Source organism: Bifidobacterium longum subsp. infantis ATCC 15697 = JCM 1222 = DSM 20088 (assembly GCF_000269965.1).
Classification (GTDB): Bacteria; Actinomycetota; Actinomycetes; order Actinomycetales; family Bifidobacteriaceae; genus Bifidobacterium; species Bifidobacterium infantis.
On the sequence record NC_017219.1, the window covers coordinates 2,478,191 to 2,500,474 of the forward strand.

Annotated in this window: 20 protein-coding genes and 4 tRNA genes; 5 read left to right on the top strand and 19 right to left on the bottom strand. The window is 61.2% G+C overall.

Annotated elements, in window-relative coordinates; translation table 11 throughout:
* Window positions 1-116: 116 nt before the first annotated feature.
* The 6 genes from malQ to BLIJ_RS15220 form a co-directional block, all read right to left on the bottom strand.
* Window positions 117-2,282 (bottom strand): 4-alpha-glucanotransferase, encoded by a 2,166-nt coding sequence (gene malQ, locus BLIJ_RS11600; RefSeq protein WP_012578481.1) that lies wholly within the window; start codon window positions 2,280-2,282, stop codon window positions 117-119.
* A 167-nt stretch (window positions 2,283-2,449) separates the two neighbouring features.
* Window positions 2,450-3,181, bottom strand: a complete 732-nt coding sequence (locus BLIJ_RS11605) for an AbrB family transcriptional regulator (RefSeq protein ID WP_012578482.1) — start codon at window positions 3,179-3,181, stop codon at window positions 2,450-2,452.
* 7 nt (window positions 3,182-3,188) lie between these two features.
* Entirely contained in the window at window positions 3,189-3,830 is a 642-nt protein-coding gene (locus BLIJ_RS11610) for an IMPACT family protein (protein ID WP_012578483.1), read from the bottom strand.
* A gap of 61 nt (window positions 3,831-3,891) precedes the next feature.
* Window positions 3,892-4,908, bottom strand: a complete 1,017-nt coding sequence (locus tag BLIJ_RS11615) for a D-2-hydroxyacid dehydrogenase family protein (RefSeq protein WP_014485161.1) — start codon at window positions 4,906-4,908, stop codon at window positions 3,892-3,894.
* A 152-nt stretch (window positions 4,909-5,060) separates the two neighbouring features.
* A tRNA-Ser gene (locus tag BLIJ_RS11620) sits at window positions 5,061-5,147 on the bottom strand.
* 71 nt (window positions 5,148-5,218) lie between these two features.
* Window positions 5,219-5,347, bottom strand: coding sequence for a hypothetical protein (locus tag BLIJ_RS15220; RefSeq protein WP_256756146.1), 129 nt, complete (start codon window positions 5,345-5,347; stop codon window positions 5,219-5,221).
* 228 nt (window positions 5,348-5,575) lie between these two features.
* Between BLIJ_RS15220 and dinB the strand changes: the two genes are divergently transcribed.
* Window positions 5,576-6,850, top strand: a complete 1,275-nt coding sequence (gene dinB, locus BLIJ_RS11625; RefSeq protein WP_041982141.1) for a DNA polymerase IV — start codon at window positions 5,576-5,578, stop codon at window positions 6,848-6,850.
* Between the two features lie 26 nt (window positions 6,851-6,876).
* Here the strand turns inward: dinB and dapC are convergent, their stop codons facing one another.
* The 8 genes from dapC to BLIJ_RS11665 form a co-directional block, all read right to left on the bottom strand.
* Window positions 6,877-8,112: a succinyldiaminopimelate transaminase gene (gene dapC / locus BLIJ_RS11630; RefSeq protein ID WP_012578486.1), complete on the bottom strand. Its 1,236-nt coding sequence runs from the start codon at window positions 8,110-8,112 to the stop codon at window positions 6,877-6,879.
* 114 nt (window positions 8,113-8,226) lie between these two features.
* Complete coding sequence (gene fdxA / locus BLIJ_RS11635; RefSeq protein WP_012578487.1) at window positions 8,227-8,547, bottom strand: ferredoxin; 321 nt, start codon at window positions 8,545-8,547, stop codon at window positions 8,227-8,229.
* Window positions 8,548-8,607: 60 nt separating this feature from the next.
* Entirely contained in the window at window positions 8,608-10,134 is a 1,527-nt protein-coding gene (locus BLIJ_RS11640; protein ID WP_012578488.1) for an amino acid permease, read from the bottom strand.
* A gap of 150 nt (window positions 10,135-10,284) precedes the next feature.
* Window positions 10,285-11,508 carry a UDP-N-acetylmuramate dehydrogenase gene (locus BLIJ_RS11645; protein ID WP_012578489.1) on the bottom strand — a complete coding sequence of 408 codons (1,224 nt, stop codon included), beginning with the start codon at window positions 11,506-11,508 and terminating at the stop codon, window positions 10,285-10,287.
* 210 nt (window positions 11,509-11,718) lie between these two features.
* The gene (gene rpmG, locus BLIJ_RS11650; RefSeq protein ID WP_007053013.1) at window positions 11,719-11,886 is read right to left on the bottom strand and encodes a 50S ribosomal protein L33; all 168 of its coding nucleotides are present in this window, start codon (window positions 11,884-11,886) and stop codon (window positions 11,719-11,721) included.
* 61 nt (window positions 11,887-11,947) lie between these two features.
* Window positions 11,948-12,021: transfer RNA gene (locus tag BLIJ_RS11655), tRNA-Met, on the bottom strand.
* A 4-nt stretch (window positions 12,022-12,025) separates the two neighbouring features.
* A tRNA-Thr gene (locus tag BLIJ_RS11660) sits at window positions 12,026-12,097 on the bottom strand.
* A 1-nt stretch (window position 12,098) separates the two neighbouring features.
* A tRNA-Tyr gene (locus BLIJ_RS11665) sits at window positions 12,099-12,180 on the bottom strand.
* A 454-nt stretch (window positions 12,181-12,634) separates the two neighbouring features.
* Between BLIJ_RS11665 and BLIJ_RS11670 the strand changes: the two genes are divergently transcribed.
* On the top strand, window positions 12,635-12,997 hold the full coding sequence (locus BLIJ_RS11670; RefSeq protein WP_014485163.1) for a PLP-dependent transferase: 363 nt from the start codon (window positions 12,635-12,637) through the stop codon (window positions 12,995-12,997).
* 718 nt (window positions 12,998-13,715) lie between these two features.
* Here the strand turns inward: BLIJ_RS11670 and groES are convergent.
* The 3 genes from groES to BLIJ_RS11685 all read right to left on the bottom strand — a co-directional run bounded on the left by groES (window position 13,716) and on the right by BLIJ_RS11685 (window position 16,364).
* Window positions 13,716-14,009: a co-chaperone GroES gene (gene groES / locus BLIJ_RS11675; protein ID WP_007053011.1), complete on the bottom strand. Its 294-nt coding sequence runs from the start codon at window positions 14,007-14,009 to the stop codon at window positions 13,716-13,718.
* A gap of 172 nt (window positions 14,010-14,181) precedes the next feature.
* The gene (locus BLIJ_RS11680; protein ID WP_012578490.1) at window positions 14,182-15,618 is read right to left on the bottom strand and encodes a hypothetical protein; all 1,437 of its coding nucleotides are present in this window, start codon (window positions 15,616-15,618) and stop codon (window positions 14,182-14,184) included.
* A gap of 80 nt (window positions 15,619-15,698) precedes the next feature.
* On the bottom strand, window positions 15,699-16,364 hold the full coding sequence (locus tag BLIJ_RS11685) for a GNAT family N-acetyltransferase (protein ID WP_012578491.1): 666 nt from the start codon (window positions 16,362-16,364) through the stop codon (window positions 15,699-15,701).
* 65 nt (window positions 16,365-16,429) lie between these two features.
* Here BLIJ_RS11685 and BLIJ_RS11690 point away from each other — a divergent pair, with 65 nt between their 5' ends.
* The 3 genes from BLIJ_RS11690 to BLIJ_RS11700 all read left to right on the top strand — a co-directional run bounded on the left by BLIJ_RS11690 (window position 16,430) and on the right by BLIJ_RS11700 (window position 18,362).
* On the top strand, window positions 16,430-17,170 hold the full coding sequence (locus BLIJ_RS11690) for a 5-formyltetrahydrofolate cyclo-ligase (RefSeq protein ID WP_172620082.1): 741 nt from the start codon (window positions 16,430-16,432) through the stop codon (window positions 17,168-17,170).
* A gap of 200 nt (window positions 17,171-17,370) precedes the next feature.
* Window positions 17,371-17,556: an FmdB family zinc ribbon protein gene (locus BLIJ_RS11695; protein WP_012578493.1), complete on the top strand. Its 186-nt coding sequence runs from the start codon at window positions 17,371-17,373 to the stop codon at window positions 17,554-17,556.
* Window positions 17,557-17,792: 236 nt separating this feature from the next.
* On the top strand, window positions 17,793-18,362 hold the full coding sequence (locus BLIJ_RS11700; RefSeq protein WP_032743512.1) for an SAF domain-containing protein: 570 nt from the start codon (window positions 17,793-17,795) through the stop codon (window positions 18,360-18,362).
* Window positions 18,363-18,456: 94 nt separating this feature from the next.
* Here the strand turns inward: BLIJ_RS11700 and BLIJ_RS11705 are convergent, their stop codons facing one another.
* Together BLIJ_RS11705 and BLIJ_RS11710 are read right to left on the bottom strand one after the other, a co-directional pair.
* Complete coding sequence (locus BLIJ_RS11705; protein ID WP_012578495.1) at window positions 18,457-18,657, bottom strand: hypothetical protein; 201 nt, start codon at window positions 18,655-18,657, stop codon at window positions 18,457-18,459.
* A gap of 2 nt (window positions 18,658-18,659) precedes the next feature.
* Window positions 18,660-22,283 carry a PDDEXK-like endonuclease domain-containing protein gene (locus BLIJ_RS11710; protein WP_012578496.1) on the bottom strand — a complete coding sequence of 1,208 codons (3,624 nt, stop codon included), beginning with the start codon at window positions 22,281-22,283 and terminating at the stop codon, window positions 18,660-18,662.
* Between the last annotated feature and the right edge of the window lies 1 nt (window position 22,284).

Genomic DNA, 22,284 nt, shown 5'->3' on the forward strand with positions numbered 1-22,284 from the left:
ACGGTGAGGCAATTCCCTGCCTTCTCTCAGCTATCGCTTCGTTCAGGCCTCGTCTTCGGACAGTCCACTGGACTGTCCGCTTAACGACTCGGCTCGTCAGAGGGAGGTAAAGCGGGTCAGGAATTGAAGATCTGGGCGAAGCGTTGGGCGCCGGGGGTGTCGAAGAGGGTTTCGAGCGGTACCACGTTGCCCTTGGCGTCGGCCAGCGGGATGCGCCAGTTCGGGTATTCGTTGTTAGTGCCCGGCTGGTTCTGCGCACGCTTCTCCCCCACCGCGTCGGTGATCGAGGCGGCGAGCAGCTTGCACGGCGAACCCTTCAGTGCGCGGTACAGCGCGTCGACGATATCCGCCTCGTGATCCTCACGATGTTCGGCGAAGTCGGCATCAAGATAGCCCTGCTCGACCAGCATGGCCAGCATCGCATCCTGCTCGGTCTTTGCGGAGGCTTCGAATTCCTCGACCGGGCCGGTCAGCAAGCCCAGACGCTCACGAATCTTGACGTGCTCGTATTCCAGGTAACCGGCGGTCGGCGGCAGATCGTGCGTATTCACGGAGGCCAATGCGTACGGACGCCACTGGGAGGGGGCGCGGAACACGCCGTCGCGCTGCTCGAACCATTCAACGGCGCAACCGAGAATACCGTGGCTCGACAGGGAATCGGCCACATGGTCCGGCACCACGCCGAGGTCCTCACCTACGACCACGCCGCCGGCACGAGAGGCCTCGATGGCCAGAACGCCCAGCATGATGTCTGAGTCGTAGTACACGTAAGCGCCATCCATAGCCGAACGGTTCTCGGGAATCCACCACAGGCGGAACAGGCCAAGGATGTGGTCGATGCGCACCGCACCGGCACGGGCGAACATGCCATGCACCATATTGCGGTAGGTCTCGTAGCCGGTGGCCTCCAGATTGATCGGGCTCAGCGGCGGCTGGCTCCAGTTCTGGCCTTGCTGGTTGAACATGTCCGGCGGTGCGCCGACCGTGGCTCCCTTGGCGAAGCGCTCGGGATTCCACCACACGTCAGCGCCGGAGGGGTGCACGCCGACGGCCATATCGGACATGATGCCGATATGCATGCCGGCGTCCTTGGCTGTCTGCTGGGCGGAGGACAGCTGCTCGGCGGCAATCCATTCCAGCCAGCGGTAGAAGTCCAAAGTGTCCGGGTACTGCTTGCGCAGATTGGCGATTTCCGGGGAGTTGCGGTTGAACTTGCGCTCCCAGTTGCTCTCCTCGCCGTTGGGCGCCCCCCACTTGTCGTAGCACAGGCACCACGTGGCATACGCCTCCAAGTCGGAACCGTAGTCCGCCTTGAATTGGTCGAACGCGCTTTGGCGTTCGGCGGTGCGGCCGGCCTTGAAGATAATCCACAGGGCGTGCATCTTGCTGCGCCACATGGCGTCACGGTCGATGAGCTGGGAATCACCGTTCAGCGGTTCGGTATCGGCATGCAGCCCGTCGACGGCGTTCTTGTCGCCCTCGCTGAGCGTGGCATATTCGACGATCGCCTCGGGGCGGATGTACGTGAAGTTGATCAGGCGACGGCTTACCGGCAGATACGGCGACGGGGTGAGCGGGGACACCGGCTCGGCGGCATGCACCGGATTGATGAGCACGAAGTCGGCACCGGTCTTCTGCTTGGCATCCACCAGCATGGTCTTCAGATCCTCGTAATCGCCCACGCCCCAGGAGTTGGATGAGCGAATCGAGTACAGCTGGGCCATCCAGCCCCACAGACTGCCGCCCTTCATCGGGTCAAGCAGATCGACGCGATCAGGCGCACTGATCAAAGTGGCGTCTTGCACACGGTCGGCGACCTTGACATGCAGTGTATGGTAACCGATCGGCAGATCGGCGGGAATGACCACAGCCGCATTCGAAATGAACGTGCCATCCAAGTCGTAGGCCTGGGATCCATCTCCAGGACCAACTTCAACGGTGCCCTGATATGGCTCGCCATTCTCCAGCGTGATGCTCGCCGAAGGCACGTCCAGAATACCGGTGTTCACCAGCACCCGGTCCTCGCTACCGGCGATATGCAGCACGGTGGGTGCCACCAATCGGGAGTAACGCTCGTTCAGAATGCGTCGGATGGCGATGAGTTGGGCGTTCTCGCTGGAGGCGTCGATGCCCAGCGCTGCCAGCACCTCGATCAGGACGTCATCGTCTATCTCGTGGTAGTCATGGCTCATGCCCACATAACTCGTGCCGACACCGACCAACTTGGCCAGTCGAATCAACGGACGGGCCAGACGCTCTTCACTCTCGGTAATCTCACTCATAGCCCCAGTCTAACGCCGTTTGATTGCGCCACACCGTAAGCAAAATGCCGTGATTCCGCCAAATTATGTACTTTTAGCCCTCACACAGTGAGATGTGAGCGCTCACAATGGTGGATATGGGGTGATTGCCGGCCAAATTTGCGCGGCAAAACACAGCAACAGTGTGCTTAGCGGCGGCTTTCCACGGCGTGCCGCACTTCGGCCGAGGGGTCGTTGGCCAACTTGGCAAGCATCGCTTCGGACGTATTGGGATTCAGCGCCACGGCACGGCGGACCATCGAGGAAAGCACCGCCGGTGCTCCCTCTTCGGATTCGGTGCCAAGTACGCCCAAGAAATCCAATGTCTCCGCATCCGCAGTGGGGTCCTGCGCGCCCTCAAGCCGCATCTTCCAGCTGGTGCGCTTGTTTTTCAACGCCGTATCCCGGACCTCGGGCACCGGGTCCTTGGTCAGGCGGCCGACCAGCCAATTCTTGTCGTCCCCGTTGGCGGCCACGGCTTGACGCACGGACGGTTCGGGGTCTTCGGAGAGTTTGACCAATACGTTCGGGAACGGCATGGTGTCGGCGAGGAACACGCGATCGGCCACCGGGGTGTGCGGGTTGCCGGCCACAGCCTCCAAAAGTGCGGTGGCGCGGGAGAACGCCGCCTGATCGGCACGGTCAGGCAACGGCCGACGGGCGAATTCGGACAGTTCGGCCGGGTCGTTGGAATGACGCAGACGCTCGTATGTAGCGGTCAGCGGTTCGAAATCCACCGGAGCGGCGGACTCGGCTGCGGCCTGCGCGCCTTGGTCCTGCTGCTGGGCGTCCGTGTCGGTTGCAGTCTCAGTTGCGGCCTCGGTGGGCTGGGTCTGCTGGCTGGTGGTGTTCTCGTCGGTCATGATGCCCAGCTTAGTCATACAGGCGTCACGCGAGCGGAACCGGAATGTTGACCACGTCAATCGGATCCGGCACCACCGCGGCATTGAACGCTTCCCGCACACGCTCCTCGAATCGCGCGCAATCATCCTGCGGCACCACCGCGGTCAACTCGACGTTCGCCGCATACGATTCATCCTCCTGACTGCCACCGAGCTGCGCCAGAATCTGCTGGAATCGGGCCAACTGCGGGTATTCGAGGCGAACCCGGTATCGCTTGGCGGTCATGATGCGGGCGGCGCGGGCGGCTTTCATCGCCAATGATGCGGCGGATGAGTACGCGCGGACCAGACCACCGGAGCCCAGCAGAATACCACCGAAATATCTGGTGACGGCAACCACGCAATCGGTGGTGCCGGACTGCTTGAGTACGTCGAGAATCGGCTTGCCGGCGGTACCGGACGGCTCGCCGTCATCGCTCATGCGTTCGGATAGTCGCCCATCCGCGCCTCCGCACACGGCGGCATACGCCACGTGTCGGGCTTTCGGATGCTGCTCACGGATCGCGGCCACGAACGCGAGCGCCTCGTCGAGCGTATCGACATGGGCGGCGTCGCCGATGAATTCGGACTTTTTTTCGACGAGCGAATCGTGGGCGGGATCGTCGGGCGTGTTGAGAATCGTCTGCATGAGCGTGTTCCGGTGGTCGACTGGCTGGGTGTTCGACTGAGCGCGAGGCCAAGCAGGGCTATCAGCGTTCGGAGACGACGACGTTATAGTCCTCGCCGGCGAAGTAGGCGGTCAGGCAGGCGATCATCTGGCGGGTGAGCTCCTTGAACGCGCCGTCGGTACGCCAGCCGACGTGCGGGGTCAGGACGATGCCGGGCACATGGCAGATGGCGTCGTCGGCAGTCAGCGGCTCGTGGTCGAACACGTCGAGTGCGGCGGGAACATCGCCCTTTTGCAGTCGGGCAAGCAGCGCACCGGATTCGATGACTTCGGAGCGGGCGGTATTGATGAACAGGGTGCCGGGCTTCACATGCGCAAGGTTCTCGGCGGTGACGATGCCGCACGTGGCGTTGTTCAGCGGCAGATGGACGGAGATGACGTCGCTGGTTTCGATGAGCTCGTTGAGATCGTCGACCGGAGTGGCGCCGGAGCGTTCGAAATGTTCGGGCGGCACATGCGAATTCCATGCGGCGACCTCCATGCCGAAGGCGCGGGCGATGCCGGACACGGTGGCGCCGATGCCGCCCAGTCCGATGATGCCCATGCGACGGCCGGCGAGTTGCAGTCCATCGCCGCCGGCCCACGCCCAGTTGCCGGCCTTGACGTCCTTATCGAGTTGGCCAACGCGGCGGATGAGCTCGAACAGAAGGGCGAAGGTGTGCTCGGCCACGGCGTGATCGCCATAATGTTCGGCGTTGCAGACGCGGATCTTCAGCTCGCGCGCCTTATCGAGATTGATGTAGCTGGCGACGCCGGTACCGCAGAACACGATGCACTTGACGTGCCCCTGCTCGCTGATGGCGTGCAGCAGATCATCCGAAATGTGGTAGCCGCCCACCAGCAGGGCGTCGGCATCCTTCAGACGCTCGGCTATGGTCGCCTCGTCGGACGTGAATTCCTCGAACATACGCACGCGGGCAACGTCGTGGAGCGCGGGGAACTGGGCCTTGATGGGCTCGATCATCGCGTCGAGCACGGACGGCATCACGACGAGGGGCAGATCGGTGCGTTCGCTCTGGGTTTCGTAGATCTCGGTCATACGCTCCACCTTAGAAGGGCGGCGGGAGATTGGAACGGAACGCACCGGACCGCGCATCGATCGGCGCAGCGGCCGACGCATCGGCCGACACACCGCCCTCAAGCACGAAAAAGCCGGAAACCGTTGGAAATCAGCGGTTCCGGCTCTGCTCGCGGAGTCAGAGGGATTCGAACCCTCGAGCCGTTTACACGACTAACACCTTAGCAGGGTGCCCCTATCGGCCACTCAGGCATGACTCCACGTTACGCAATAATGCGCAACAGCAAATTACTGTACCACGTCCTGCGGATACGGCGTGCCGAACGACACATTATTGGCCGTCCGCGGGCGCGGCATCGCCGGAGAACGTAACGATAACCGCGCAAATCACCAACACCACACCGATCACGATAAGCACCACGGGAACATGGTTGAGGATACCGACCACTGCCTTCTTCATGAGGTTTACGCTACTCGGAGAGCCGGGACAGCGCGCAGTGGCTTGGAAGGCGTTGCGGACAGTGACGCAATGTGGACGATTCCGTGGAATCGCACCCACCATGCGAAACAGCCGCACAGTGCGCAAACCCTTGGAATTCCGGTGATATTCGGCATTATGACAATGAGCGCCGCGCCATGCGCGCCACATAGTGAGCATGACCTCGTTCGGCATTCCTACAATGGTGGTATGAGCACCGCACCGAGACTTGAGGCCGCCAAACGCGATTGGGGTCACGACGAGACCGGATGCACCGTGCTGCATATCGACATGGATGCCTTCTATGCCTCATTGGAGGTGGCGCGCAACCCCGGGCTCAAAGGCAAGCCGGTGATCATCGGCACCGGGCCGCGCGCGGTGGTGTCCGCCGCGAGCTACGAAGCCCGGAGATACGGCATCAATTCGGCGATGCCGGCCGCGCGCGCCCATCAGTTGTGCCCGAACGGCGTCTTTCTGCCGGTGGATATGGCGTATTACCGCATGATGTCGCACCGAATCATGCACGAGGTGTTTTTGACCGTCACCGACCGGTTCGAGCAGGTTTCGGTGGACGAGGGCTATATGGATGTGTCCACCGCACTGCTGGAGTGGGGGCGACCGAGCGCGATCGGCGCGTGGATTCGCGCTCAGGTGGCCGAGCGCTTCCACGTGACGTGTTCAGTGGGTATCGCCTGTAACAAGCTGGTGGCCAAAATGGCCTCGACCAATGCCAAGCCGGACGGCATGCTGCTGATTCCGGCGGCCCGCTCGGCTGAGTTCGTGCAGATGATGCCATTGCGTGGCATTCCGGGCATCGGGCCGTCTTTGGAGAAGCGGCTTAATGCTTGGGGCGTGCATTCGGTGGCTGAATTGGCTCAGCTGGATGAGACTGCATTGACTCGTGCCACTGGCTCCCCGGCTGCGGCACGTGGATTATGGGCGGCCTCGCACGGGTTGGATTCCCGCAAAATTACCACGGTGCGCGAGGAGAAATCCATTGGGTCCGAGGAAACCTTGGCCGAGGATACACGCGATATGCGCGTGGTGTGTGGGCTACTGCGTTCGGCCTGCGACGAAGTAGCCAGCACGCTGCGGCGCAAGGGGCTGGTGGCGCGCACGCTGACGGTGAAGTTGCGGTTCGCCGACCTGAGCTATCAGACCCGGTCTTTTACGATGGAGCGGCCGACCGATACGGCCGGCGTGCTGTACCCGGAATGCGTGCGGCAGCTGAAAGTCATGCTGGGGCTACCGGCCTCGGCGGAGTCTGCCACTCCCCTGCCCAAAACTATTCGCTTGGCCGGTATGAGCACGTCTTCGCTCAGCGAGGCGGCGGCTACGGCCGTGCAGCCTTCACTGGATGACATGCTTGAAGAGGCCGCCAATGCCCGCGGCCAGACCTCACAGGCACGTTTGCATGATGCCGAGGCCGCACTGGACGCTGTGCGCCGCAAATTTGGCAGCAAGGCCGCCCAGTTTGGGGCGTGAACGGCTCAACGCCACTTGCGATCTCATTACGCCGTGAGACGTTCGCAGGCGGAGCGGATGGCCTCGTCGGTGGCGGTGGCGGAGAAACGCAGGTAGGCGGGAGCGCCGTAGAATTCGCCGGGGCTGGGGATGATGCCGATCTTGGCGAGCTCGGCCATATCGGCCCAGCAGTCGCCGGACTTGGCCTTGACCCATACGTACAGCGCGCCGGAGGGCATTTGTGCCGAATAGCCATATGCCTTCAGTGCGTCAACCAGCGCGGATAGGCGGCGACGGTAACGCCCCCATTGCTCGTGTACAGCGGCTGTGTCCTTCAGACCTGCGGCCATGGCGGCCTGCACCGGGCCGGGGATAATCTGGCCGATCTGCTTGCGGCATTCGGCCATTTCCTTGACTAGCCGGTAATCGCCGGCAATCAGAGCCGTACGGTAGCCGGCCATGTTGGACTGCTTGGACAGCGAGTAGAGCACCAGGATGCCAGCTGCCGAACCTTCACACACATGTGGATTCAGGGCACATGGCGTGGCGGAGAGACTGAATGCGGTATCGGAGGCGGGCTCGTTGGATTCGGCCACCGGTGCGGCAGGCACAGACGCGGCAGATGCAGACGCGGCAGGCGCATAGGACGCGGCTGTATTGCGGCGCGCCGAACGCCAGTCCATTAACGCATAGCATTCGTCGGAGAGCACCACGGCACCGATGCGACGGGCAGCAGCCACGATGTCGGTCAGCCAGTCAGCGGAGATGACCTCGCCGGAGGGATTACACGGCGAGTTGATCCAGATGGCCTTGACGTTCGGAATATTCACCCAGGAATCGACGTCGGTCACATCATCGACTTTGACCACGGTGGCGCCGGCAAGTTGGGTACCGATTTCGTAAGTCGGGTAGGAGACAGCCGGTTGGACGACCACATCGCCTTCGCCAAGGTGCAGCAGGCTGGCCATCAGCGCCACGGCCTCCTTGGAACCCACGGTGGGTACGGCGGCAGCGTTGATGGATTTCAGATCCACCCCGCGCAGTTCGCGGAACCATGTATCGATAGCGGCCTTAAGGTCGGCGGTGCCGGCGGTGACCGGGTATCCATGGGCGTTGGGGGCGTCTGCGCCGGCAACCAGCGCCTGCTGGACACTGCTCGGCACCGGGTCCACGGGTGAGCCTACGGACAGGTCGATCATGCCACCCGGCACGGTTTTGGCGGTGGTTTTGAAGCCGGCGATACGAGACCAGTCGTATGGCGACGAATATGCGTGGAAGCCCATGAGAACCCCTTTCTTGGACGGTATGTTCCTAAGATACGACGAACCCTCGGCCGTGATAGACCGAGGGTTCAATCCGAACTATGCGCTGTGTGCAGCGCTTATCCGCAAATCAGCTTACTGGTTCTGCGGCGGCAGCGCGGCGACCTGTTCCGGGTCTTTGCCGATTGGGCCATTGGCGGAAGCGCCGCCCAAATCGCCGACTTCAGCGAAGAAGTTGATAGCGGCATCCTTGTACCAAGCCCACTCGTCCGGCAGATCATCCTCATAGAAGATGGCCTCGGTGGGGCACACCGGTTCGCATGCACCGCAGTCGACGCACTCGTTGGGGTTGATGTACAGCGAGCGGGAACCCTCGTAGATGCAGTCGACGGGGCACTCGTCCACGCAAGCCTTGTCCTTGACATCCACGCAAGGCTGAGCGATCACATATGGCATGGAATCCTCCTTAACAGATACTGGTACGAGGGTACGCGCCCGTTGGGACGCTCCTCGCTCTCAGCCGTTAACGGCCTTATCGGTTTCGGCGGACAGCGTTTCGGTCAGGTCGCCCTTGCCGAGGCGCGCATGCCAGTAGCCGTAGCCGAAGTAGATGGCGACGCCGACCACGAGCCACACCACGAAACGAATCCAGGTGAGTACGGACAGGTTGAGCATCAACCAGAAGTTGGCCACGGCGATGAGGATCGGAATCCACGGGTTGCCGGGCATCTTGAAGGCACGCGGCAGGTCGGGGCGCTTCTTGCGCATAATCGGGATGGAGATGGCCACCAGCGTGAAGGCGGACAGGGTGCCGATGTTGACCATGTCGGAGAGCACGCCGATGTCGAAGAAGGCGGCCACGAGCGCCACCACCGCGCCGACGACGATCTGCAGAGCGGCCGGGGTGCCATGCTTGCCGGTCTTGGACAGACCGCGCGGCAGCAGACCATCGCGGCTCATGGCGAAGACGATACGGGTCAGGCCGAGCAACAGCACCATAACCACGGTGGCCAGGCCCAGCACGATGCCGAAGCTGATGATCTTGGCGGCCCAGTCGGCGCCCACCAGTTCGAAGGCGGTGGCCAGCGAGGGGCTGTCTTGCTTGGCGAGATCGGCATAGGAGACCATGCCGGTGGTCACCACGGCCACGAGCATGTACATGACGATGATGAGCAGCATGCCCACGCCGATGCCGAGCGGCACGTTCTTGTGCGGGTTCTTGGTCTCCTCGGAAGCGGTGGCCACCACGTCGAAGCCGATGAACGCGAAGAACACGAGTGCCGCGCCCGAGAGGATGCCGGGCACGCCGTACACGGATGGGGTCATGCCGGTGGCGAACTGCCACAGCGGCTGGGTCATCAAACCAGTGACGGCGGAGGAGCCTTCCACGGTGGAGGCCGGCTGGCTCGGCGGAATGAACGGGGTGAAGTTGGAGGCCTTGACGTAGAAGAAGCCGACGATCACCACAAAGAACACGATGGCGATCTTGAGCACGGTCATAGCACCGTCCACGCGGGCGCCGATCTTGGTGCCGAATACGAGCAGCGTGGTAAAGAACGCCACGATGATAATCGGGGCGATATCGATATGGAAGGAGCCGAACGTCAGGTTGGTGTTGGCGTTCCAGCCCATCAGGCGCATGAAATCGTTGAGGTATACGCCCCAATACTTGGAAATCACGGAGCCGGCCATCAGCATCTCCAGGATCAGATCCCAGCCGACGATCCAGGCCATGATCTCGCCGACCGTGGTGTAGGTGAAGGTGTAGGCGGAGCCGGCCACCGGAATCATCGAAGCGAATTCGGCGTAGCACATCACGGCTGCGCCGCACACGATGCCGGCGATCAGGAAGCTGATGATCACGGCCGGGCCGGCGTGGAAGGCGGCGGCCTGCGCGCCCACCGAGAAGATGCCGGCACCCACGGCTACGGCCACGCCCATGATTGACAGATCCCACCAAGTCAGGTTGCGCTTGAGCTTGCGGCCCTCTTCACCCGTTTCGGCAATGGTCTGTTCGACGGATTTCGTACGGAACAGTTGCATAGTGCTCTTCTTTTTCTCTGTTGTTTGCGCACCGAATGCGCACAATACCGACAATCGAGTATAGAAGAGCCCGTGTGTCTTGTATATTAATAAGACTTAGAGTCCGCAATATATGGGATTAATACCCCACTCCATCGATCAATAGCGCGATTACAGCACACCGACGCAGACCGGTTCGGGCACCAAGTCCACTCCGAACGCGCTCTTGACTGCCTGCTGAACCGCGCGCGCCAAAGCTGCGATATCGGCCGCGCTCGCTCCCCCACGATTGGTCAAGGCCAGCGTGTGCTGCGTGGATAGACTGGCCGGCGCGTCCGCATCGACCTTATATCCCTTATGGCAGCCGGCATGGTCGATGAGCCAGGCAGCGGACGTCTTGGTGCCGGGAGTGCCGTCGGGCAGAGTCGCGTCAAACCTCGGCGCATCTTCGGGCAGGGCCGCCGCTTGGTCGGCGGTCAGAATCGGATTCATAAAGAACGAGCCGCAGCTGTGGCGATTGTAGTCGGGAGCAGGCAGGCCGTCATCGCCAACGGGAATGCCGGCGGCCTCATTGAGGGAGGCCAGACGCTCCAGATCGGTCAGGATATTGGCCTCGTGCTTGGCGGTGGCCATGTCGGGCAAGGCGTAGCGAGTGGGGTCCTCAAGCATGCCTTTGGCGGCACGTACTGCGAGCACGGCTTTGCGGATGTCGGCGGTGGCCATACGGTCGCCCACTTCGACGCCGAGCGCTTTGGCGAGCTGTCCGTAACCTACCGTGCCTTCGGCCGAGTGGGTCAGGGCAAAGGTGACGGAGAGCACCACGTAACGTGGCGTCGGGAAGAATCGGTCGGCCGGCTGGCCGGGACCGGCGTACATGCTGGCCTTCAGTGCGGAGCATCGATAGCCGAATCGAAGATCGGCTGGCGTGAGGTCGCGCGTGGTTTTGGTGTCTCGATCCCAGACTTCCACCGATTCGACCGAAGTGGCGACTTCCTGCCCGTAGGCGCCAATGTTCTGCACCACGGAAGCGCCGACTGTGCCGGGAATGCCGGACAGTCCCTCGACGCCCTCGAGCCCGAGCTCTACGGTGAAGGCCACGAAATCATCCCAATTGGCACCGGCCTCGGCATTGACATGCACGGTGCGATCCTCGCCCTCTACCGGCGCGGCTTCGTCCGGCACGGTGATGAGGCGTCGGGCGTCTCGAACCACCACGCCGTCGAAAGGCCTATCGGAAACAAGCAGGTTGGACCCGCCACCGATGACGACCAGAGGCAGGCCTTTGGAATCGGCATCCTCCACGGCTTCGATGAGCCCCACGCGCGTGGTCGGCTCGATGAAATGGGCGATGGGTCCGCCCACGCCCATGGTGGTGATGTCTGCAAAGCTTGTCATGGCTTCCTATCTTAGTGGCGCAGGTGCGATATCGGGGCAATCATCAGCTGAAACGGCAGAACACCCGCGAGGGGTTCGTTCAGACGCGGGGTCTCTGCCGTTTCTCACGCGATGCGGATACTGATTCCGCACCCTGCCACTCGGCTCTGGAGTCAATACGCAAAAACCCGGCCGAATGGGCCGGGTTGTGTAAAGCTGTGATACTTGCGATCAACGAGTCTCGCGGTGCACGGTCTGCTTGCCGCAGCGCGGGCAGAACTTCTTGAGCTCAAGACGGTCGGGCGTGTTACGACGGTTCTTAGTCGTAATGTAGTTACGCTCCTTGCACTCGGTGCAGGCCAGCGTGATGCCCGGACGGATGTCGGCGCTCTTAGCCATTGTCATTCACCTCTGTGTTCTTAGGTATAGTGCGCGCCCACCGGTTAGCAGGCGCGATTTGTAGCGAGGAAGAGGCTCGAACTCTTGACCTTACGATTATGAGTCGTACGCTCTAGCCAGCTGAGCTACCCCGCCAGAGAGCCCCGAGTGAGAATTGGACTCACGACCTCTTCCTTACCAAGGAAGTGCTCTACCACTGAGCTATCGGGGCGTGGCGGATAGTGGATTCGAACCACTGAAGCACGAAGCGGCTGATTTACAGTCAGCTCCCTTTGACCGCTTGGGAAATCCGCCAGTCTGTTTCCCGCCGCGGTGTTTGACCTCAACAGGCAACTTGGCTATATAATCACAAATTTTCCAGGTACGCAAATCAGCCCCTACGAAAACCTTGTTTTACCGCGGAATTCTGCGGTTTTATCGGCGTGTCTCACAGCGTGTTTTCAGGGTCCGCTTCGGCCCTGCAAACAGCCCCGACCAAGGCTGCACCCCGCACTTCACCCAATCATTTTTCTTATATTGTGCTCCAGAACCTTGCAATGGCGCGGTTTTCGAGCGGTGTCGCCTGTTTGCGGCGGCACAGCGCATGCTGGCATGCTGGGTGCATGGCTTCTGATCTTGTACATCACGGACAATCATTCGACGACCAGCCGCTCGGATTCGGCACGCTGGCCATTCACCTCGGTAACGGGGTCGACGCCGAAACCGGCGCGATCCGTCGCCCCATCACGCTGGCGAACACCTACGCGCTGTGCCCTACGACCCCTCGGCCTTGGCGATTGACAAGCATCTCGAATCGCTGGATGTGGTGCGTTTCGTGGAGTACCCCGGTCTGGAATCGCACCCGCACCACGAGGTGGCGGTCAGCCAGCTGGTCCGCCCGGACTCCGGGTTCGGCGGCGTGCTGTCGTTCGGCCTCGACACCGATCATGACGGGCACAACCGGTTCGTTTCCAAGCTCAATGTGATTACGTCGGCCGTGTCGCTCAGCCATGACGAATCGCCGATCGTGTTCCTCGGCGAGGATGACGAGCGCCAATACCTGTGTACCCGTCTGAGTTCCACCGCGGCTTCTTCCGTCTGGCCGTGGGTCTGGAGGATACGGACGATTTGATTCGCGACATCGATCACGCGCTGGTGGAGGCCGGATTCGAGGTGTGAGACCGCATCGCGCGCACGATTTCGGCCTCTTCCGCCCTGCTGCCGCCGTCAGTGAGTCACAAGATGGCTCGGTGACGACGATGGCAGGGCTTTTACGTCGGCACAGGGACAATACCTGGCGGTCTGCCGACGATGACGGCACTTATCGTCGGCAGACCGCCAGTTTTTGGACCGTCGCCGACACAAAACGCCGATTTGCCGTTGGTAATGGTCCAAAAACTGGCCCGATAACGACACCAATGCGGCTCAGCATCGGCACATCGCCATTTCGTGGCCCACTGCCGACGCTGGCCTCATGCCACGGCACTCAGCGTCGGTAGAGAGACAACCATTGGCACAGCGCGACGACACCACGAACCTGCGACACGGAAAAAACAACATACCGTCGATCTACTGCCGTCTTGTGCAAAATGTCTTAAGCCGCTCGGCCAGATCGCCGACTAAGCCTCTTCCATAGGGACCCCAATCCGTTACCCAGTGCAGATGCGGTGCAACGCCGAACTCAACTACGTTGCACGCATGCACCTTTATGCATAGCAGGCATGGCTGGGCGTTTGGTGGGATCGGTTTTCGGCTCCCCTCTCTGAGGGGAGCCCCTTTCCGCCTGGCAAGAGAAAACCCCGACTGTCCGCGGGAACAGTCGGGGTTGTTGAAGTTCGCTAGGCGACTAATCAGCCGAGGATGGCGAGAATGTCGCGGGCGCCGACGATGAGGTAGTCCTCACCCTCGTAGTGGACTTCGGTGCCGCCGTACTTGGAGTACAGCACCTTGTCGCCGACCTTGACATCCATCGGGATGCGCTCGCCCTTGTCGTCACGACGGCCCGGGCCAACGGCCAGGACTTCACCCTGCTGCGGCTTCTCCTTGGCGTTGTCCGGAATATACAGACCGGAAGCGGTCTGGGTCTGGGCCTCGGCCTGCTTGACGATGATCTTGTCTTCCAACGGTGTGAGCTTAATCGACACTGTGGGTCACCTCGTATCTACTTGTAGTTCGATAATGCCGCGCCAGAACGCCTCAAGAGGCTGACGATCACTTGCGTTGTCCCTTTGCGCTAGGACACATCGTAGCGCGATTATTAGCACTCTGCCAACTCGAGTGCTAACGCTGTGAGAGAAAATCGGCGAATCGCAACGCTCAGTTGCCGCGGCGGGCAAGAATGGAGTCCAAGCCTGCGCCCAACGAATCGGTGGTCGCCGCTGGCGCTTCGACGTCGGCACGCTCCTCGGATTCGTGGAATGCAGCTCGCTGGGCGGCGTTTGCAGCCTCGTCACCGGCGTCCGTAGCGACGTTCGTATCGGCATCATCGCGCTGCTCCGACTCAGTGTCTACAGCGTTTCCGGCGCCGACAGCCTTGCCCGCATCGGCGGCCTTGGCATCGTCCGCGGCCTTGACGGCTCGGGCCTCGTCAATCAACTTCTCCGCCACTGCGGGTTCGACAGGTTCCGCCTTGGACACCTGACGGGTCGACTTGATCTCCAAGCTCTCCGGAGCGTTGTCGGCGTTATGCTCTCCACCCAAAGTGAAGGAAATGAGATCCTGCGAGGTGGCCATATCGAAGACATCCAGTGCCCGGGCGGGGCGTACGCTGGCCAGTTCCGACGTAGCATCGGCAGCGGCATCGTCGCGCTCATCACGCTCGTCACGCACCGTAAGCGATGGTTCAACTCGAGGGGCGACGGACTTATCCGACTTAGTCGACTTATCCGTGCGAGCGGAGGCATCGGGCGCGGCGGAAGATTCACTGGTTTCGGCAGCGGACTTACGGTCAGCGGATTCATCGACCATAGCAGACGGTTCGGCGGCAGGCTTATCGGCGGCGGACTGTGCAGTATCAGACTTCTCAGACTGTTTGGCGTGCTCCGCCGCGGCCTGATATGCGGCGGCGGACTGACGCAACGCCTTGGCCTTGGCCTGCTCAATCTCGGCATCACGTAATGCGCAGCGAATCTGCCGTTGTTCCATGACCTCGGTGACAGCATCCTCAATCTGCTCGGCAGGCGCAGTTACGGCCGCAACCGGTTCGGCCTTGTTCACGCGCTTGCTGTCCTTGGACTCGGCAGACGGTTTCTTGGACCAGCCCGTACCGCTATGGGTCCGCTCGTAGCGGACCACCTTGCGCTCCCATTGCCGGGCCTGGCGTGAGGCATTGGCTCCCAGCACCAGCAGCAGCAGCAACAGCACGAACGGAATAAGAGCAAGCAGCGGGCTGAAATGCAGGGGGAACGATACGGCAAACACCAACACGGTTATGGCAAGCAGGCATACGGCGAGAATCTGCCGGCGGCGGATGGCCGCGCGGCGCAGTTCCCGCACATGGGCGATGTGCTCAGGTGTCAGCCTCGCTGACGGTGTTGATGCTGGCATTGCTGCCCCTTTCGCCTTATACGGCTTGATGTCTCCGAATCGTCTGCCGTTCTCTGCATCAACGATATGCAGAGAAGGCGAATAACGATCCTGCCGATGCTCGTCCACACGTTTCATGCCGTTGGCCGTACGTACGGGCAGCCATACAACGATAATAATCGCCACAATCACCAGCACGACGACAGTGCTCAGTGACTCATAACCCATAGAGTCAAGGATAGGAGACGTACCGACGAACTGGGGCTTTCCGCCCGGGCGTGTCGGAGCGGAATTCTTCCGGTCGACGCTTATCTGGAACCGGCGGCGGCGAGTCTGGCGGCGAACCCTTGCCTCATATCTTCAGCCAACAGCGCAAACGTTACGTGATCGCGCCACTGGCCATTTACATACATATACCGCTCGCGCAGTCCCTCATGATGGGCTCCGACCTTACGCACCACAGCCAAAGAACGCGCATTATCCGGCAGAATGGCGATTTCCAGCCGATGCAACGCGGGCCCGAATGGGTCTCCGAGCGCCCAATCGGCAAGCATAGCCAGTGCCATCGGCGCGAATCCGTGGCCGGCGTACCGTTGATCGACCCAATAGCCAACCACGCCGGTACGCATGGCACCATACGCTATGGCGCCCAACGAAATCTGGCCGACGATACGCATCTGGTATTCGATGGCGAAGATCACGCCGACGCCATGCTGCTCGTTACGGCGCTGCCGCTGCACCCATTGATTGAATGTGATGGAGCCGCCACGCATCGGGTCACCGGATTCCCAAGGTGCCAGCCAGTCGTTGTTGCGCCAGCGCACTTCGTTCCAGCCGTCCTCATCATCCATGGTCAGGGGGCGCAGGACTATCGGAAAACCGGGATGGGTGAGACGTGGCGGGCGAATCTGGTGGTCCAGCTTGAACGCCTCTTTAATCGACTGGAAAACTGACACGGCCCTTATTGTAGCCATATGAAGGTCTTGCGCCGCTACCGTGGCCACTTTCGTTTTACGGTGGAAACACTAGACTGTGCGGTATGAGCGAAGTGGGCAGTGGCATGAATATCGGCAGCGACTACAGCGGCACAGAGAAAACAGAGAAGACGGATAAAGCGACGCTGCGCCACCATATACTGTCTCGGCGCAAGCGCATTCCAGCGGAAGAATGCGGAGCGGCCGGTGAATTGCTGGTGCGACGGTTCCCAGCACACATGATTCAGGATGGTCCCACAGTGGCGGCATATGTGTCGATGGGTTCGGAAATCGAAACCCGGCCACTGTTGCGATGGCTGCTGGCCCATGGCTGCCACGTGTTGGTGCCACGGTTGGGGTCTGGGTTGGAAATTGGCTGGAGTGTGCTGGATTCATTGGAATCCTTGCGCTCGATGGATGCAGTGGGTGGCGCGAACAATGCCGGTAGCTGCAGCTCTCCCAGCACCGTCCATCACGGACCCGATGAGCCATCCTCTAGCACCGTCCATCACAGACCGGACGAGCCAACTGGCGCAGTTCTACCGCCCGAAGCGTTGGAGAAGGCCGATCTGGTCATCGCTCCGGCTTTGGCAGTGGACCCGCAGGGCAATCGTCTGGGGCGTGGTGCCGGCTGGTATGACCGGGCCTTGGCTCGCCGCAAGCCCGCATGTCCCCTGATTGCGGTGTGCTGGCCGTGGGAGGTGTTGGACACCGATTTGCCGGCCGAACCACATGATGTGCCGGCCGACGGAGTGCTGACGCCGGAGGGATACCGGCGACTTAGCTCATCGGGCCGGTTGAGCTGACCGGCCGGCCAAGATGCTCGGCGCAAGCCAGACTGACCAACCAGCCACGCACACTGGCCGATGGAACCAGAGTGGCAACAGCAAGCTGGCTAGTAAGACCGTAACGCCAATGTGTCAGGGCGGCGACTAGGATATGAACGGTTGCATGGCATGGTGTTGCACGCCATGCGCGAGAAATATGACTTTGTTGGAGGAATCCGTTGCCTACCTATCATTACCGTTGCAAGAACTGCGACTATGACTTCACCGAACAGCAGTCGTTCAATGACGACCCGATTACCGTGTGCCCCAAGTGCTCGCAGGAGCAGGTGCACAAGGTGTATTCCGCCGTGCCGATTGAGTTCAAGGGTCACGGATTCTACCGCACCGACAAATCCGGCAAGTAAGGTCGGCTCCCCGTTTTCCCTCGGTAAAAGATGGTGTCGACGGCGGTATGCCGCGGATATTGGCACTACGGGCACTGTCTGTTGCACGGGTTTGAAGCGTTGTGGATAACTTGGCAAGCTAGAACCACATAGGTCGATTCAGCTTGCGCTTACGAAAAACTTCAGGTCATCATGGTTGCATGGTGACCTTTTCGTTTATTAAGCCGCCTGCGCGCGGTTCATTGCGGCGACGGCGCATGGCGGATGCCTTGCGCCGACTTACTGCTGCGTTGTGCGTGGGACTCGCAGTGTTGTTTGGGCTTGAAGCCGTATTGGCCGTGGTAGAGACCGAGCCGATGGTGGTGGCCGCTCGTTCGATTCGACGGGGTGACATTATTCTGGCCGTCGACGTTCAGTTGGCTGCTATGCCGGTATCTGCGATAGGCCCGTCTTGGGCGGGCAATATTGAGGATGTGGTGGGCAAGGTGGCGCAAATCGATATCGAAGCAGCCGATCCCATTTCCACGCATATGGCCAGAGATGCGCCCGTAACACCGACCGGCACTACGGTGATTGAAGTCCGCTTGGCCAGTAGCGTCGACGATGTATTGGCCGGCGATCGGGTGAGACTGGTTTCCGCCGTCGGTTGCGAAGGTGCCGATTGCACGCTGGCCGAGAATGCCACGGTGATGAATGTCGGCAAACCGGATACGACTGGCGCATTGGGAGTCAACGACCGACTGGTGTCGTTCGCAATGCCACCGGAGGCCGCGGCCAAGGTTATGGAGCTGCAACAGGCCGGAGCGATTATGGCCGTTGTGCGCTAGGAAGCGGAATCGGCCTTCGGCCGATGCTGTGTTTTCCTCAGCCGTAGGGCTGCGGAAAACACAGAGTTGGGGCGCACAGAGTGCGCCCCAACTTCTACTCGCGCTCGTTGAAAACAGCCCAGTGTGGCGGCAGTTCGCCGAGGATGCGTTTGTCGTCGTCGGATTGCCGTTGTTGGTTGGTCTGCATGTCTCCGGGCTCGAGTTTGACGCCGTCAGCGTCAAACTGCTCAGTGCCCTTCATCACCACGCGCTTGTGCTTGCGCGGTGTGCGCCGTGTAGCCGAGTATTCCGCCATGATTATTCAACCTCGCGGTAGATCTCGCCGATACGGCTGACGATACGGTCGACTTCCTTATCGGGGTTCACAAAGGCGGCGACACTCCAGACGGTCATCACATTCCAGCCCAAGGAAATGAGATCCTGTGCCGACAAACGATGACGCCTGCGCGTGGATTGCACGGACATAAAGTTCGCGTCATCGGTCTGCACGGCCAAGGCAAACGGCTTGTCCTTTAATCCCACCACGAGCGGAATCTTCACGCCCTTGTCGAATCCATAATCAACAGCAGCGTTCAGTCCTCGCGCGCGCAACCTGTCGGCGATATCGTCGAACAGCACGTTGCCGCCTGCCGCACCACGCAACGGAAGCACCGGACGGTCGTCAAGCTGTTCGGCCCACGTCAACATGGTCTTCAGGAACCGAGAACCGGACTGGTGCAGTCGTTCTTCATCCAAATCTTCGGAACCAAAGGCCGACACAATATCCAAGCTGTGGTCCGCCAATGCCAGGGCATCCAGCAACAGTCCGCGACCGCCTGTGCTTTCGAGCGGGCCGAACTGCTGAAGCAGACGTCCATGCGTGGTTTTCGCATAGCACATCGACAGAATCACGTCAGTGGCACGACCTCCGGCCACGTCACGCAAGGAAACCAGCCGCACATGGCGCAGGAATCGGCCCATCGCCTTGGATTTGCCTGCCAACGATTTCAATTCGGCACCCAAGCGTGTGCGGAATGCGTCGGTCAACGTCACGACCACAAGTCGATAGCTGGAAGGAACCACGGCAAAACCGGCGGCACGTTGTGTAATCAGACGCACCACTTCATCAATCTCCGGCTGGCTGGATTCCACCAGGCCAGAAGACATAACCGGCACACCGCTCGCTTCCACACGGTGGAATCGCACCTCACCGGCAGCCGGCTCGGTGGCCACATCATAGCGAACAGGACCATATCCCTCGGATTCAAGGAATGCGGACAGGCGCGGCGCACGGCGAGACGGGGCAGCATCCACCTCGATATGAGGCAACGTGTCGATCAGCTGCTTGACGCTTTCGCTGGTTACCGTCGCGCAGTGGGCGATCACCACCACCTGCTGCACGCGGCCGATGATGGACAGCAACTCGATAGCGGGAATGTGCGCGCACGCATCGAGAATCGCCACATCAGCCAGCACACCCGGCTCGGTGAGTGCGGCGAGCGTACCCGGTGCGGCCACCAGAATCGGCTTGGCCGCGGCCAGAATCTCCGGATGATCACGGCGAATCCTGCTCAGCGACACACTGGAGCGCCCTGCCAGCACGGTGTGCATCTGGTTGGCTTCCTGAGTGCGGGAGAACAGCATGTCGCACAGGCGGCGCATGGATTCCTGCGACACCATCGGTCCGATGGAGCGCACGTGCTCCACATCGACCTGTGCGAAGCGGTCGGATGCGGTCTGCAGCGCGGCACCATCCTGGTTGGAGATGATGGCGGACGAACGCACAATGTCCTCAAACACGGTGGTCCACCAGGCCAGCTGCACTTCGCCGCGCACCTGCTCCACGCTCACTCGGCGAGCGTTGAGATCGGCGACCAGTTCGTTCAGTCCGGCAGAGGCGAATTCCTGCTCCAGCAGGCAACGCTCCGGCAAGGTGTCCAGTGCCTTGCGATCATCCAGCAGTGCTTTCAGGCGTGCTTCCACCTTCTCGAAATCGGCGGTTTCCAGATTGCCACCAGCGGGTGTGGTGGAAAGCACGGTATCCAGCGCGGTCATATTGCTGACCAGCGCCTCTTGGGTGGAGATGATCTCGTCGAGCTTGCTGGGCAGCACCGGCCAACCGCCGTGAGGCACGAACTGATGCCACTGCTCCCCTTGCTTGGCGACTACCTTCAACGCTTCGTGCAAGTCCTCGACCTGCGCGCCGACGCGCAACAGATCCTTGGCTTCCTTGATGTGGCGGCGGCGCTCCCAGAATCCCATCGACGTGCCTTCGGCCTTGCGCTGGCTCTTCGGCTTGGTGGCCTCGATCATGGAGCTGATGTCTCGCTCGAAAATCTCCGGCTGGAACACGTCAAGCACTCGTCGCAGATTCTTCAAAACCGTAACCTGACGCTCCCACTCGCGGGTGGTGGGAGGAACCGGGAATCCGCAGGTCTGCACGGTGCGTGTCACCTGCTCACGGGTGGCGGGCAGGAAGCGACGCAGCAAATCGTCCACGCGCTGGTAGTCGGTTACTGCCTGTTCTTCAGTGGTGATGGACGCCTTGTACCATGCGGTGTCTTCCGGGCCGATGGTGTATTCGCCGAGCTCGCCGGCGCGTTCCATCTTGCCGATCCATGTGTCAATATCGTTGGCGATGCTCAGGGCACTTGACTCGTCAAGTCGAACGTGGGTGGCAGGGTGCGTCGGGAGCACGGAGATACGGGCCAGATTCTGAATGGTCTCGTATGCGGACACATTCCACTTATCGTTGCCCCCGTGCAGGTCGCCCAAGTAGCGGGTCAAGCGCGAGCGCACGCCCACGAGTTCGTCGGCCAGCTGGTCGAATCGCTGGGTGGCGACTCCGGGCTGGAATCCGACTGCGGCAATCAGCTGCTTATCAAGCGCGGCGTTGGCGTGTTCATCGGATACATCCAGTACCTGCGCCTTCATCTCATTGGCGGAGGCCGTCTGGATGAACAGACGCTTCTGCTCGGCCACGCCGGGCACGTACAGCACGGAACGACCATTCATCAGGCAGCGCGATGCGATGGCCACAGCCTGCTCCGCGGTGCCCTTCGGGAAGGTGCCGTCGACCACGATGCTATGGCCGTTGGCGGCAAGCGACGCGGCATATCGCACCGTATTGTCCACATCGCCGACTTCGTACTCGGCATGCGGGTCTACGTCGAAAGGACTGTATTGCGGAATATTGGCGTCTTTGAGCGCGGTGCGGGCGGATTCGTCGCCGGCAAGCGCGTCCAACAGCACATTGCCGGTGGGGCCGTTCTCCAGCTGGTCGATAAACTGTCGGCTTTCGCTGATCATCTGCGACGAGGGGTCCATGAAGCATCCGAGCACAATCTGGCGCTCGATGGCGAAGTCGGAAATACGCTCCGATGCTTCGGACGAAATACGGGCGAACATCGCGGAAGTTTCAGGAGTGCCACTGTCATAGCTGGCACCGTCAAACAGGGAATCCTCATCCAGGAACACCCCCTGCTCACGCAATGCATTGACGAACGCGGCGTTCAGGGTCACGCGACCGGTGAATCGAATGGTGGTCGACAAGCCATCATCCGCGATCGTGACGCTCACCGGGTACAACAGTACCGGCAGCGCGTTGCCCTTCCACGTGGCCACGCCGACCACGAGCGACAACTCCGCCACGCCGGAAATCCTGCGTTTGGCGGCCTGGTCATCCAGTACGCGCCCGATATGGCGTTCGGCGGCCTTAAGCACACCCGTGTCACGGAACAACGAATCCAACCGGACATGGCCGGAAGCGAACAGCTGGGCGATGCCGGAGGGATGGGCATGGGTCATCTCCAGCTTCGCGGCCAGCTGATTCACATCCTCGAGCGGCGATGGCGGCTGCATGCTGCGGTATTGGTCACGCCAGCGACGGATGCGATTCAGACCTTCCGTGAGATTCTGGTTCTGAGTCTGGCTCTGGGTCATC